At 60.7% G+C, this 13,757-nt stretch carries 14 protein-coding genes; 2 read left to right on the top strand and 12 right to left on the bottom strand.

What is annotated here, in order from left to right:
* Nucleotides 1–79 precede the first annotated feature (79 nt).
* Both AC1UK9_RS22495 and AC1UK9_RS22490 read left to right on the top strand, forming a co-directional pair.
* A complete protein-coding gene (locus tag AC1UK9_RS22495; protein WP_025112400.1) occupies nt 80–841 on the top strand; it encodes a MipA/OmpV family protein in 762 nt (253 codons plus the stop codon).
* 72 nt (nt 842–913) lie between these two features.
* Nucleotides 914–1,780, top strand: a complete 867-nt coding sequence (locus tag AC1UK9_RS22490) for a fatty acid desaturase family protein (protein WP_025112399.1) — start codon at nt 914–916, stop codon at nt 1,778–1,780.
* A gap of 49 nt (nt 1,781–1,829) precedes the next feature.
* Here the strand turns inward: AC1UK9_RS22490 and AC1UK9_RS22485 are convergent, their stop codons facing one another.
* From AC1UK9_RS22485 to AC1UK9_RS22430, 12 genes are all read right to left on the bottom strand, one after another.
* On the bottom strand, nt 1,830–2,252 hold the full coding sequence (locus AC1UK9_RS22485) for a DMT family transporter (protein WP_473013457.1): 423 nt from the start codon (nt 2,250–2,252) through the stop codon (nt 1,830–1,832).
* A complete protein-coding gene (locus tag AC1UK9_RS22480) occupies nt 2,245–2,619 on the bottom strand; it encodes a DMT family transporter (RefSeq protein WP_025112397.1) in 375 nt (124 codons plus the stop codon). Before AC1UK9_RS22480 ends, AC1UK9_RS22485 begins: the two co-directional genes overlap by 8 nt.
* On the bottom strand, nt 2,616–3,536 hold the full coding sequence (locus AC1UK9_RS22475; RefSeq protein ID WP_473013456.1) for an arginase family protein: 921 nt from the start codon (nt 3,534–3,536) through the stop codon (nt 2,616–2,618). Before AC1UK9_RS22475 ends, AC1UK9_RS22480 begins: the two co-directional genes overlap by 4 nt.
* Nucleotides 3,537–3,645: 109 nt before the next feature.
* Complete coding sequence (locus AC1UK9_RS22470; RefSeq protein ID WP_178082099.1) at nt 3,646–3,975, bottom strand: GlpM family protein; 330 nt, start codon at nt 3,973–3,975, stop codon at nt 3,646–3,648.
* Nucleotides 3,976–3,983: 8 nt separating this feature from the next.
* Nucleotides 3,984–5,264 carry a two-component response regulator AauR gene (aauR, locus tag AC1UK9_RS22465; protein WP_482580517.1) on the bottom strand — a complete coding sequence of 427 codons (1,281 nt, stop codon included), beginning with the start codon at nt 5,262–5,264 and terminating at the stop codon, nt 3,984–3,986.
* A 44-nt stretch (nt 5,265–5,308) separates the two neighbouring features.
* Nucleotides 5,309–7,210, bottom strand: a complete 1,902-nt coding sequence (gene aauS, locus AC1UK9_RS22460) for a two-component sensor histidine kinase AauS (RefSeq protein ID WP_473013455.1) — start codon at nt 7,208–7,210, stop codon at nt 5,309–5,311.
* 163 nt (nt 7,211–7,373) lie between these two features.
* Nucleotides 7,374–8,108, bottom strand: a complete 735-nt coding sequence (locus tag AC1UK9_RS22455; RefSeq protein ID WP_025112392.1) for an amino acid ABC transporter ATP-binding protein — start codon at nt 8,106–8,108, stop codon at nt 7,374–7,376.
* Complete coding sequence (locus tag AC1UK9_RS22450) at nt 8,105–8,776, bottom strand: amino acid ABC transporter permease (protein WP_003227756.1); 672 nt, start codon at nt 8,774–8,776, stop codon at nt 8,105–8,107. The genes AC1UK9_RS22455 and AC1UK9_RS22450 overlap by 4 nt, the downstream gene beginning before the upstream one ends.
* The gene (locus tag AC1UK9_RS22445) at nt 8,776–9,522 is read right to left on the bottom strand and encodes an amino acid ABC transporter permease (RefSeq protein WP_025112391.1); all 747 of its coding nucleotides are present in this window, start codon (nt 9,520–9,522) and stop codon (nt 8,776–8,778) included. Before AC1UK9_RS22445 ends, AC1UK9_RS22450 begins: the two co-directional genes overlap by 1 nt.
* 193 nt (nt 9,523–9,715) lie before the next feature.
* A complete protein-coding gene (locus AC1UK9_RS22440) occupies nt 9,716–10,642 on the bottom strand; it encodes a glutamate/aspartate ABC transporter substrate-binding protein (protein WP_482578522.1) in 927 nt (308 codons plus the stop codon).
* Between the two features lie 439 nt (nt 10,643–11,081).
* On the bottom strand, nt 11,082–12,617 hold the full coding sequence (gene glpD / locus AC1UK9_RS22435; protein WP_482578521.1) for a glycerol-3-phosphate dehydrogenase: 1,536 nt from the start codon (nt 12,615–12,617) through the stop codon (nt 11,082–11,084).
* 322 nt (nt 12,618–12,939) lie between these two features.
* Complete coding sequence (locus AC1UK9_RS22430; protein ID WP_007916700.1) at nt 12,940–13,695, bottom strand: DeoR/GlpR family transcriptional regulator; 756 nt, start codon at nt 13,693–13,695, stop codon at nt 12,940–12,942.
* Between the last annotated feature and the right edge of the window lie 62 nt (nt 13,696–13,757).

The raw sequence follows: 13,757 nt of genomic DNA, 5'->3' as shown, positions 1-13,757 counted from the left end.
GCTACAAACAACATGAGTGCTTGCGCCAAGGGCTCTATCCGGGGATTGATGCGCGCAAGTTCAGAAAAGGAATGACCTCATGCAGAGGAAGACACTGGCGTTATTGAGCGCACTGGCCTGCTTTTCCGGGGCCGCACTGGCGGATGGCATTACAGGTGAAGCAGGAATCGGGGTGGGATATCAACCCCATGATCCGACCGGCAGCCGTTATGAAACCCGGCCGATCCCGTATCTGGATCTGGACTGGGGCGATGTCAGCCTCGGTACTGACGATGGCCTGACCTGGAGTGCCTTGAAAACCAATGGTTTCAGTGCCGGGCCGTATCTGAATTACTTGTCCGGGCGCACCGCCAACGGCGAGTTGCGCGGCCTGCGTGATGTGCCCGACATGGCCGAGGCTGGCGGCTTCGTGCAATACGCTCCGGCCGATTTCTGGCGCGTATTCGCCTTCGTTGGCCAGGCCGTCGGCGGTGGCAGCGGGCAGGGCGGCGTGTTTGGCAAAGTGGGCGGTGAAATTGGCTATCCACTGGGCGGCGGGGTGATCGGCAGCAGCAACCTGACCGCGCATTTTGCCGATGCGCAGGGCACCCAGACCTTCTTTGGTGTCAGTGATCGCGAGGCGCAGGCCTCGGGCATCCGCGCGTACAACGCCGGCGGCGGTTTGCAGAACGTGGCGCTGACCCAGAGTTTCGAATTTCCCCTGGCGCCACACTGGTCGCTGGTCACCAGCGCGAGCTGGATTCACCTGACCCGTTCGGCGGCGGACAGCAGCATCGTCAAAGCGGTGGGCGATACCAATCAGGGCGAAGTGCAGGCGGCCATCGCCTACAAGTTCGACTGATTACGCACGCGGGCGAATTGGTCTGCGGTTTGCAGACAGCCATGTCGAATCCATTCCTTCAGGATGTTCTTCATGGCTCGCCCTGCTTACCGTCTGCTGGCTCATTCGTTGTGGGATTTGATCCCCATCACTTTGGGCCTGGCCCATTTCGCTTTCGTCCTGTGGCTGGTTGCGGCCTTTCACGACCTGTCCTGGTGGGCGTTTGTGCCGCTGGCGCTGGGCTATGCGATCAGCCTGTCGTGGAGCATCAACAGCATTTCCCACAACCAGATCCACAACGCCTATTTCACTGCGGGGTGGATGAACCGGGCGTTCGACCTGCTGTTGTCGCTGACCATCGGTTTTTCGCAAACCCTCTATCGCGATATCCACAACCGGCACCATCGTGGCAATTCGGATCGGCCGGGGGCGGATGGCAAGACCATTGATCCGCTGTCGATTTATCTGCGCGGCAAGAACGGTCAGCCGGAGAATCCCTGGTCTTACACCTTTCTGAGTTTTTTTCGCGACGATCCCAAACCGATCTACGCCCAAATGCGCCGCAAACGCCCGAAGGATGCGCGCTGGGTTCAGGTCGAAATCTATATGACGGTGGCGTTTTATCTGCTGCTGGCGGTGTACGACTGGCAAGCGGTGCTGGTGCTGCTGCCGTTCTGGTATCTGGGCCAGGCGCTGTCGTCGCTCAACGGTTATTACGAGCATTTTGGCGGCAACCCGGACTTGCCGATCGCTTGGGGCGTGAGTGCCTACAGTCCGCTGTATAACCTGTTGTGGATGAACAACGGCTATCACGCCGAGCACCACTATCGGCCGAAAATGCACTGGACGCAGGTCAAGGCTTATCACCGGCAGATTGCGCGGCAGCAGCAGGAGGCGGGAGTGAAAGATATTGCGCTGGCGCACGGATTGGGTTTTCTGCTGGATCACCGCAAGGATTGATCCCGCCGGTAAACCGCTCTCGCCGGGAGCGGTTTACCGGTCATTGCGTTTAGTGCTCTTCGCCTTCGGCAAGCAGGGCAATCCCACCCATGATCACTGCCACGCCAACCCAGTGCAGCAGGCTGATCTGCTCGCCCAGCCCCAGCCACGACCCCAGCAGCACACCGACAAATACCAGCGAGCTCAAGGGGAACGCCAGTGACAGGCTGCTGCGTCGCAGGATCAGCATCCAGACGAAAAACGCGCCGATGTAGCAGGCAATCGCCACCCACACGCCGGGCGTCATGACGATGCCTTGCAGCCATTGCAGGGTGAAGTCGACCTGGCCCAACTGATCGCCGCCGACCTTGCTTGCGATCTGCCCGCCACTTTCCAGAATAATCAGCAGCGCCCAAAGCACAACGGTGCCCAGGCGCCCGTGCAGCCAATGCATCGCGTCGTTCCTTTGCAGTTCCAGGCGAACTTCAGACATGGCCGGCACACACGAGCATGACGCCCGCCGTAATCACCAGAGTGCCCATCCAGCGCCGCCGGCTGACGGTTTCACCGAGCACCAGTTTGCCTGCCAGCACCACACCGCAATAAGCCAGTGCCGCTGCCGGAAACAGCAGGCTCAGCGGTGCCCGCGACAGGGCTGCGAGCCAGACGAAAAACTCCACGGCGTAAGCACCGATCCCGGCCCACAGCAGCGGCGCGTTGAACACCTGCCCCCAGAAAAGCTGAAGGCGAAAACCACCTTCCAGCTCCGGTATCCGGTCCAGGCCCAGTTTGAAACAGAGCTGGCCAACCACGTCCAGAACGATGGACAGGGCCACCAGCACAATCACGGTGAACGTCATGGAAACAACTCCTCGAACAGCTCGATCAAGGCTTGATTGGTCGCCGAATTGCGCAGGATATCGGCGTCGCTCCAGCGTTCGGCCGGTGGCTGGTCGGTCTTCGCCTCCCAGCGTTTGAGCAGGTTGCTGAAGGCCGGTCGGGCGTACTCGCCGCAGATGTCGATGCCGATGATGCGCTTGCTCGCCGCCAGAGCGCGCAGGGCCTGGAGCATATGGCTCAAGCGCATGCCGCCCTGATCCCAATTGGTCGCGGCGTCTTCGCTGGCGAGCACGTCTTTGTCGATGGTGATCCACACCGCATCGGTCGGCAGGCTGGCAATCATGTTGTCGAGGAACAGGGGCCAGTCCACTTGCGACAGGTTGTGCCAGTGCAGCATGTTTTCCTGCTGTGCATGCCCGGCGCCGTCACCGATGCGTCCCCAGACTTTGGAGGGCGCGTGCTGCCACGGAAACAGTTGCAGAACCCCACGTCTGAGGGCCGCGAGGTTAGCGCCCTTCAACTGCGGGTTTTGCAGGTCATCGCTGCACGGCCCCAGGGTCACGATGCGGCGGATGTTCGGCAGTTTCAGCGCCTGATTGACCCATGAACCGCAATGCCGGCGCGGCGCGAAACGCACCCAGTCGGGGTGGTTGTCGAAGTGGATCAGGCTGACCGGCTCGGGCAGGTCGGTGAGAAACGCCGGGGTCAGGTGATGATAATCACCGGAGCCGACGAAGAAGATTTCCGGCGTCGGGCCGCTGTGCCGCGGTCGTTGCTGCAAGCGTTCGGCAAAACGCCGCCAGGTGCGTTCGCTGGACCAGAGCCTGAGTTTCGGGCCGAGGTCGAGCAGGTCCAGGCGTTTGGCACGGCCACTGTCGAGCAGTCGCGCAATGGGCGCCTGGGCAGTCAGGCTGTGGTCGAGATCTAAAATGTTCAAGGTCGCTATTCACCCTTGGCAGACCCTGCCAGACACCGGCCTCATCGATCATGAGCGCCAGCCGGGCAGGGCTTTGGGGGTAAATGCAAGGGACGGGCCAGCCGCTGCCTCAGGCGTGCAGGCGTACCCAGACCGAGACCAGCACGGTTGCCGCGATCAACCAAGCGACAACCGCCACCGCGAGTGAGGCCTCCAGCCGCATCCGGTCAACCATCACGTACAGCGTCGCCAGATAGATGAAGTACGGAATGATCGACCACATGCCAAACACGATGGTCGCCTTCAGATCGTCGATCGAGCGGCCCTTGCCGACGATGTAGTGGGCGATCAGGGCAAAGGTCGGAAACAGCGGCACCAGCCCGGCGATGTAATAGTTTCGGGTTTTCGACAGCGCGGCGAGAATCACCACCACTGCCGCGCCAAGGGCGGCTTTGAGAATCAGATCCATCAGTGGCTCAACCCGTACTTTTTCACTTTGTCGAACAGCGTGGTCTTGGCCATGCCCAGTTCCAGGCTGGCCTGGGTCAGGTTGCCGCCGCTGCGCTGCAGGGCGTCGTTGAGCAGATTGCGCTCAAACGCTTCCACCGCTTCGGCGAACGCCAGGCCCTGGCCGCCACTGCTGGCGCCGGATTTCTTGAACGCTGGCAGGCCAAGGGCGAAGCGCTCGGCGACGTTGCGCAGTTCACGCACGTTGCCCGGCCAATCGTGGCTCATCAGGTTCGACAGGGTCTGGTTGTCCAGATCCGGCAACACCCGGTCGAAACGCAGCGCCGACTGCTGGGTAAAGTGTTCGAACAGCTGCAGGATGTCTTCGCGACGCTCGCGCAGTGGCGGCAATTCCAGGGTTACCACGTTGAGGCGGTAGTACAAGTCGCTACGGAACTCACCGGCCTTGCTCGCCTCGTCGAGGTCGGACTTGGTCGCTGCAATCACTCGGCAATCCACCGCCACGCTCTGGTTCGAACCGAGGCGTTCGAGGGTGCGTTCCTGCAAGACGCGCAGCAATTTGATCTGCAACGGCAGCGGCATGCTTTCCACTTCGTCGAGGAACAGCGTGCCGCCGTCGGCGTGTTCGATCTTGCCGATGCGCCGCTTGCCAGCGCCAGTGAAGGCGTTGGCCTCGTGGCCGAAGATCTCGCTTTCGAACAGGTTTTCCGGCAGGCCGCCGCAGTTCAGCGCGACGAACTGCTTGGTGTGGCGGCGGCTGAAGTCGTGCAGGCAACGCGCGACCAGTTCCTTGCCGGTGCCGGTTTCGCCTTCGATCAGCACGTTGGCCGAGGTGTCGGCGACGTTGGCGATCAGTTCGCGCAGGTTCTGCATCGCTGGCGAACGGCCGATGATGCGGCCCTCAAGAGAATCGCGTTCGGCCAGTTGTCGCCGCAGCGAGGAGACTTCCCGGGCGAGGCTGCGTTGCTCCAGCGCACGCCGGGCGACGTCCACCAGACGCTCAGGCGAGAAGGGTTTTTCCATGAAGTCGTACGCGCCTTTCTGCATCGCGCCGACGGCCATGGAGATGTCGCCGTGGCCGGTGATCAACACCACCGGCAGGCTGCGGTCGCGTTGCTTGAGGCGGGTCAGCAGTTCCAGGCCATCGATGCCGGGCAGACGGATGTCGCTGATGACAATGCCGGCGAAGTTGTCGCCGACCCGCTCCAGCGCTTCTTCGGCACTGCCGACGCCGATGCAGGGGATGTCTTCCAGGGTCAGTGCCTGCTGACAGCCGAGCAGCACATGGGGGTCGTCTTCGACGATCAGCACACTAAGGTCGTGGTTCATATTGGCTCGGCAGGAATAGGGCTTACCAACGGTAAACTGAGGACGAAGGTGGTGCCACCGCTGGCCGGGTGTTCGACACCCAGGTGGCCGCCGGTGGCGGCAGCGAGGCTGGCGGAGAGGGTCAGGCCGAGGCCCAGACCCTGTTCGCCGGGTTTGGTGGTGAAGAACGGCTCGAACAGGTGCTTGCGCGCTTCGGCATCGACGCCGTGGCCGTTGTCACGCACTCGCAGGCGATATTTGCCGTTGAACTCTTCACCTTCCAGCCACAACTGCGGCGAGGGTTGCGCCTGCATGGCGTCGAGGGCGTTGCCGATCAGGTTGACCAGAATCTGCTCTAGGCGAGTCTGGTCGATCTGCACCTGCACGTCGATGAACTGCCGGTGCAACTGCAGCGCCATGCTGTCCACCCGCGCCCCGAGCAATTGCAGCGCCGCCTCCACCGCTTTGCCGAGACTGGCCTGGCCCTTGTCGTCACCGCGCCGGGCGAACGAGCGCAGGCTGGCGGTGATCCGGCCCATGCGGTCGATCAGGTCGTTGATGGTCTTGAGGTTGGTGCTGGCGATGTCGAGCTGACCGCGTTCGAGGAAACGAATGGTGTTGCCCGACAGCGTGCGCATCGCCGCCAGCGGCTGGTTCAATTCATGGGCAATGCTGGTCGACATCTGGCCGATCGCCGCGAGTTTGCCGGCCTGCACCAGTTCATCCTGGGCGCGGCGCAGGGTTTCCTCGGCCTGGCGCCGCTCGCGAATCTGACTCTTGAGGCGTTCGTTGCTGGCGCGCAGGTCGGTGGTGCGTTCGGTAATCCGACGCTCCAGTTGATTGTTGGCTTCCTGCAAGGCTTCGCGGGCGGCGAGGCGGGTGGCGATGACCTTGCGCCGCTCGTTCCAGGCGATCAGCAGAAACGCCACCAGGGCGAAGGCGACCGACACCAGAATGCCTTGGTTGATCGCCTCGCGTCGCAAGTCCTGCAACGGTGTGAGCAGGGTAAAGTTCCACGGTGTGTCACTCAGCGGCCGGGTCTGCGCCAGATAGCTGATGCTGTCGTCGTCGGCGCTCAGTTCGCTGTTGGCGGGGAAGGTCAGTTTCTCCACGCCTTCGGCCAGGGTCTCGCGGGCCAGCGGTTGCAGTTCGTTGAGCGGGAACCAGTAGTACTGCAGGCTGCGGGCGAGTTTTTCCTTGGTCTCGTCGCTCAGCGGCACGACGGATTTGAGGCGCCGCGCCGGATCACTGGAAAGAATGATGATGCCGTTCTCGTCGCTGACGAAGGCTTCCAGGCGCGCCCGTTGCCAGCGCTCCTCCAGCGCTTCGAGACGCACCTTGACCACGGCGACGCCGATGATCTTGCCGTGTTCTTCCAGGCCATGGGCCAGGTAGTAACCGGGTTCGCCGCTGGTGCTGCCGATCCCGTAGAAACGCCCGGGTTCGCCGCGCACCGCTTTCTGGAAATAGGCGCGAAAGGACAGGTCTTCACCCAGATAACTGTCGACGTCGCGCCAGTTGCTGGTGGCCATCACGCGGCCGGTGGTGTCCATCACGTAGATCGCCCGACTGCGGCTGCGCCGGTTCAGGCCTTCGAGGTAAGCGTTGACCGTTTGCCGGTGTTCCGGGGTCGGGTCGGCCAGCAGTTGCGGGACACTGGTTTCCAGTTCCAGCAGGCTGGGCAGGTAGGTGTATTTGCTGATCTCGCTTTCGACCGTGCGCGCATGCAGTTCCAGCTGGCGCTGGCCGCTTTCGCTGAGGCTGCGGATGCCGAAGTGTTCACTGGTCCAGAAGCCGGCGTAACCCAGTCCGATCATCAGCACGATGATCAGTGGCGGCAGGAACAGATGGCGAATCAGACGGGGCTTCACGGCAAGTGATGGCGGCGCTGCGCGATAGAGATTGGGGTCGCATTTCATCACAGTTGCCTTGGGTCAACCACAACACAAATCTCAGGATCATCATTGATCCAATGCGGGAACGGGCTTGCTCGCGATAGCGCTGGATCAGTCAACGCAGTTGAAAGTGCCGGCCTCTTCGCGAGCAAGCCCGCTCCCACAGTTGGGGAGCGGTGTGTCGCTTTTAGTGCTGCAGGATTTTCTCGAGGAAATGCTGCGCACGTTCGGAGCGGGCGCTGATGTCGCCGAAGAACTCCTCTTTCGGGCAGTCTTCGATGATCTTGCCGGCGTCCATGAAGATCACGCGGTCGGCCACTTTGCGCGCAAAGCCCATTTCGTGGGTCACGCACATCATGGTCATGCCTTCGTGGGCCAGTTGCACCATCACGTCGAGCACTTCGTTGACCATTTCCGGGTCCAGCGCCGAGGTCGGCTCGTCGAACAGCATGACGATCGGGTCCATGGCCAGTGCGCGGGCAATCGCCACACGCTGTTGCTGGCCACCGGACAGTTGCCCCGGATGCTTGTGGGCGTGCGCCGACAAACCTACGCGCTCCAGCAGTTGCAGGCCTTTCCTGGTCGCCTCTTCCTTGCTGCGGCCGAGTACCTTGATCTGCGCGATGGTCAGGTTTTCGGTGATGGTCAGGTGCGGGAACAGCTCGAAATGCTGGAACACCATGCCGACGCGCGAGCGCAGTTTCGGCAGGTTGGTCTTGGAATCGGCAATCGAGGTGCCATCGACGACGATGTCGCCTTTCTGGAACGGCTCCAGCGCGTTGACGCACTTGATCAGGGTCGACTTGCCCGAACCCGACGGGCCGCAGACCACGATCACCTCGCCTTTCTTGACCTCGGTGCTGCAATCAGTCAGCACCTGGAAGTCCCCATACCACTTGTTGATGTTTTTGATAGAGATCATACGGCGAACCTTTTTTGCAGACGCTTGACCAGCAGCGAGGCGGAAAAGCTGATGATGAAGTAGACGACACCGGCGAAGATCAGGAACTCGTTGGAACGACCGATGATGTCGCCGCTGGAGCGGGCGGAGTTGAGGAAGTCCACCAGGCCCACGGTGTAGACCAGCGAGGTGTCCTGGAACAGGATGATCGACTGTTGCAGCAGCAACGGGGTCATCTTGCGGAACGCCTGGGGCAGGATGATCAGACGCATGGTCTGGCCATAGGTCATGCCCATCGCTTGCGCCGCGGCCATCTGGCCTTTGGGGATCGACTGCACGCCGGCCCGGACGATTTCGCAGAAGTACGCGGCTTCGAACATCATGAAGGCCACGACGCAGGAGGTGAACGCGCCGATCGGAGTGTCTTCACCGGTGATCCAGCGCAGCACGAACGGTACCGCCAGGTAGAACCAGGTGATCACCAGCAGCAGCGGGATCGAACGGAAGTAGTTCACATAGGCGCCGGCCACGCGCGACAGCAGTTTGCTGGACGACAGGCGCATCAGGGCGAGGATGGTCCCCAGCACGATGCCGCCGACCACGCCCATGACCATCAACTGCAAGGTCATGACCATGCCGTTCCACAGGCCCGGGATCGCGGGGATGATGCCGCTGAAATCGAAGTCCATTATTTACCCCCCACGGAGATCAGGCCGGGCACCGCGACTTTCTTCTCGACCAGGCGCATCAGCAACATCAGGCTCATGTTCAGGGTGAAGTAGATCAGTGTGGCCAGGGTGAAGGCTTCAAACAGGTTGGCCGAGAATTCGGCGGTCTGTTTGGTTTGCGCCAGCAGTTCCATCAGGCCGATCAAGGACGCCACGGAGGAGTTCTTGAACACGTTGAGGAATTCGGAGGTGAGCGGCGGAATGATGATGCGGTAGGCCTGGGGCAGCAGCACGTTCCAGTAGATCTGTGGCAGCTTGAAGCCCATGGCGCGGGCGGCGGATTCCTGGCCACGCGGCAGCGCCTGAATGCCGGTGCGCACCTGCTCGCAGACACGGGCGGCGGTGAACAGGCCCAGGCACACGACAACGCTCAGGTAGGCCGAGGTGGTCGGGTTGAGGTCCTGCTTGTACCAGTCCTGCAAGTTCTGCGGCAGCAGGTCGGGCACCAGGAAGTACCAGATGAACAGCTGAACCAGCAGCGGCACGTTGCGAAACAGTTCGACGTAGCAGGTCGCGATGCCTGATACGAGGCGGTTCGGCACGGTGCGCATGACCCCCAGAATGGAGCCCAGCAGCAAGGCGATAATCCATGCCACGATGGCAATGGCAATGGTCCAGCCCAAACCGGTGACGTACCAGTCGAGATACGTCTCGCTGCCAACGCCGGTGGACTTGAAGAACACGCCCCAGTCCCAGTTGTAATTCATTAGGGTCTCCCCTCGAAATCGATCGATGTACAAGCACCCGCTTGGGGAAGATCCTTTCCCGTCCGACGTTGAACGTCGGGCACACGCGATCGGCTCGAAAACCGCCAGGTCGAGTGTTCCACAGTAAAGCCAGCAGGTAGTAACAGACGCCTGAGGGAAGGTCGCTCCCTCAGGCGATAAGGTTAGTCAGGAATCAGATTTTTACGTCAGGCGCCGGCTTGTCGCTCGGGTTGGCGATCAGATCCTTGACCTTGTCACTCATCGGGAATTTGAGGTTCAGGCCTTTTGGCGGGATCGCGCTTTCGAACCACTTGCTGTAGATCTTGTTGATCTCGCCAGACTTGTACAGGCTGACGATGGCGTCATCGACAGCTTTCTTGAAAGCCGGATCGTCTTTACGAACCATGCACGCGTAGGCTTCGAAGGATTGCGGCGTACCGGTGATGACCCAGTCGTCCGGCTGCTTGGCCTTGGCTTCTTCACCGGCCAGCAGGGCGTCGTCCATCATGAAGGCTACGGCGCGACCGCTTTCCAGCATGTTGAAGGATTCGCCGTGGTCTTTGGCGGAGATGATGTTCATGCCCATCTGCTTGTCGGCGTTCATCGCTTTGATGATGCGCTCGGACGTGGTGCCGGCGGTGGTCACGACGTTTTTGCCTTTCAGGTCAGCAAAGTCCTTGTAGGACGGGTTGCCTTCCTTGTCTTTCTTGACCAGCAGACGGGTGCCGATTTCGAAGATGTTGACGGTGAAGTCGACTTGCTGGGCGCGTTCGGCGTTGTTGGTGGTGGAGCCGCACTCGATATCCGCGGTGCCGTTCTGGATCAGCGGGATACGGGTTTGCGAGGTCACCAGGTTGTATTTGACCTGCAGGTCTGGCTTGTTCAGGTCTTTTTTCAGGGCTTCAACGATGGCCACTTGAATGTCGTGGGAGTAGCCCACGGGTTTACCGGAAGCATCCGCGATGTAGGAAAACGGGATGGAGCTGTCACGGTGAGCGAGCGTGATGGTGCCCGAATCGTTGATTTTCTTCAGGGTGCCGGTGAGTTCGGCGGCGAAAACTGGTGTGCTGATCAGAGCGGCAGCAATGGCTGCGCCCAGGATATGGGGAACGATGCGCATCAAATTTTCCTCGAATTGTTTTTTTTATGGAGCCAGTTCGTCGGCCCTTTTGTGCTTCGAATGCCTGACGGCTCCTGAAGTGTTGGCACGGCAGGCATTCGTCGGAGAGTGTAGAGCATGAGTCGTGCCAGACCAGTTGCTACCAGCTAATCGCTTGATTTTTAAGGTGATTAAAGTTTTGTGTCGGTGTTTTTGGCTGAAACTGATCCGGTTATCCGAATTGACCGGAAGGTCGCGTTCGGAAAACCGAACGCAGTTCAGTGATAACCGATGCCCTGCAGGAATGAGCCTGCTCGCGATCGCGGTGGGTCAGTCAAATGGATGGTGTCTGATGTATTGCAATCGCGAGCAGGCTCACGCCTGCAGGGGAGGGAGTACGACCTATAAAAAAGCCCCTGAATCGTGAGATTCAGGGGCCTCTTATCAATCGGCCAGTGGATCAGGCCGCTTCAATCTTGCGGTTCTGCTCGACCTTGCCCAGGTACGCTGCCAGCTTCTCTTGCTCAGCCGGGGTGGTGAACAGGCCCAGTTTGCTGCGACGCCACAGAATGTCGTGCGCAGTGGCCGCCCATTCTTCGCTGCACAGGTAGTCGACTTCACGGGTGTAGAGCCCGCCGCCGAGGTGTTCGCCCATGTCGGCCAGGGTTTCCACACCTTCGAGCATGCGCCAGGTGCGGCTGCCGTAGGTGGTGGCCCAGCGGCGGGCGATCTCGGTCGGCACGAAGTCGAACTTGTCGCGGATCTGCGCGCTCAAGGCTTGCGGGGTGGTCATGTCTTCACCGCCGGGCAGGGTGGCGGTGGCGGTCCAACTTGGACGCATCTGAGTGAAGTACGGCATCAGCTGGGCCATCGCCGATTCGGCGAGCTTGCGGTAGGTGGTCAGCTTGCCGCCGAACACCGACAACAGCGGCGCTTCTTCCGCGCTGCCGGACAGGGCCAGGGTGTAGTCGCGGGTCACGGCCGATGGATTGTCGGATTCGTCGTTGCACAGCGGGCGCACGCCGGAGTAGCTGTGCTGGATGTCGTCGCGGCTGATCTGCTTCTTGAAGTGGGCATTGACCACTTTGAGCAGGTAGTCGGTTTCGCCGTCGGTGATCGCCACTTTGGCCGGATCGCCAGTGTATTCGCGGTCGGTGGTGCCAATCAGGGTGAAGTGGTTCAGGTACGGAATGGTGAAGACGATGCGCTGATCTTCGTTTTGCAGGATGTGCGCGTGATCACCTTCGTACAGTTTTGGCACGATGATGTGGCTGCCCTGAATCAGACGGATGCCGTACGGTGATTCCATCTTCAGGTCGTCACGGATGAACTTGGCGACCCACGGGCCGGCGGCGTTCACCAGCGCTTTGGCGGTGATCGAAAACAGGCTGCCGTCGGCGCGCTCCAGGTTCAGGTGCCACAGGCCTTTGGCACGGCGGGCGCTGACGCAACGGGTCTGGGTGTGGACATGGGCGCCTTTTTCCCGGGCGGCCATGGCGTTCAGCACCACGAGGCGGGCGTCATCGACCCAGCAATCGGAGTATTCGAAACCCTTGGTGATTTCACTTTTCAGCGCGCTGTCAGCGCCGAACTTCAGGCTTTTCGAACCCGGCAGTTTTTCGCGCTTGCCGAGGTTGTCATAAAGGAACAGGCCAGCGCGGATCATCCATGCCGGACGCAGGTGCGGACGGTGCGGCAGCACGAAGCGCATCGGCTTGACGATGTGCGGCGCCTTGGCCAGCAGTACTTCGCGCTCGGCCAGTGCTTCACGCACCAGACGGAATTCGTAGTGTTCGAGGTAGCGCAGGCCACCGTGGATCAGCTTGCTGCTGGCCGACGAGGTGTGGCTGGCCAGGTCATCCTTTTCGCAAAGGAACACCGAAAGACCGCGACCGGCGGCATCCGCTGCGATCCCCACTCCATTGATCCCGCCGCCAATCACGGCAACATCGTAGATCTCGGCGATAGGGGGCGTACGCAAGGTAGATGTGGACATCGGCTGGCCTCGGGCTCTTTTGATTTTCTGTCTTGGAAATCGAACATAAATGTTCATTTGCGAAAATGGTAGCCCATAAAGACGCGCACAGCCAGTCGACTTCGATTGAAAAAACTCATCGAAGGACGGCTAAAAGAAAATTTTCGAACATGAGAGGCGCGCAAGAGCGCTAGAGATGTGCTGTTTGTAAGTACCTCTTCGCGAGCAAGCCCGCTCCCACAGGGATTTGAGCCAGCCACAAGATTTGTCAGCCCCTCTCATCCCACTGTGGGAGCGGGCTTGCTCGCGAAGAGGCCCTTGCAAACAGTGAAGCGTAAAAGGGTTAAACCACTTCCAGGCGAATCTTGTGCTGGCTCAGCAGCTGGGCCAGTGCCGGCACCGGCTGCTGATCGGTCACCAGGCAATCGATCAGGCTGATCGGGCCGAGGCGAATCATCGCATTACGCCCGAATTTGCTGGAGTCGGCCGCCAGGATCACCTGCCGTGCATTGGCGATGATCGCTTGAGAGACGCGCACTTCCTGATAATCGAAGTCGAGCAGGCTGCCGTCTTCGTCGATGCCGCTGATGCCCACCAGCGCAAAATCCACCTTGAACTGATTGATGAAGTCCACGCTCGCCTGGCCGACCACACCGCCGTCACGGCGCACGTTACCGCCGGTCAGCAGCACATCGAAATCATCCTTGGCACTGAGCATCGACGCCACGTGCAGGTTGTTGGTGATGATTTTCAGGTGGTTGTGATTGAGCAGGGCGCGGGCAATCGATTCGGTGGTGGTGCCGATGTTGATGAACAGCGAGGCGTGATCGGGGATCTGTGCCGCGATGGCTTCACCGATGCGTTGTTTTTCATCGCGCATCTGATCGGCGCGCATCGCATAGGCGGTGTTTTCGACGCTGGAATCGTACGCGGCGCCGCCATGGTAGCGACGCAGCAGATTGGCTTCCGCGAGCTGATTGATGTCACGGCGGATGGTTTGCGGGGTAACAACGAACAGCGTGGCCATTTCCTCGATGCTCACATAGCCGCGTTCGCGGACCAGCTCGAGGATTTGCTGCTGACGGGGAGGCAGATTCATGGGGCTTCCTTTGGGCTGCCGTGCAAAATTTGCCCATGATGCCGCAGGAATCCGCTCCCTAC

It is taken from the genome of Pseudomonas sp. AK-TSAG1-1 (assembly GCF_056821665.1).
The sequence above is the reverse complement of the archived record's forward strand: the minus strand, read 5'-3'. Positions and strand labels throughout refer to the sequence as shown.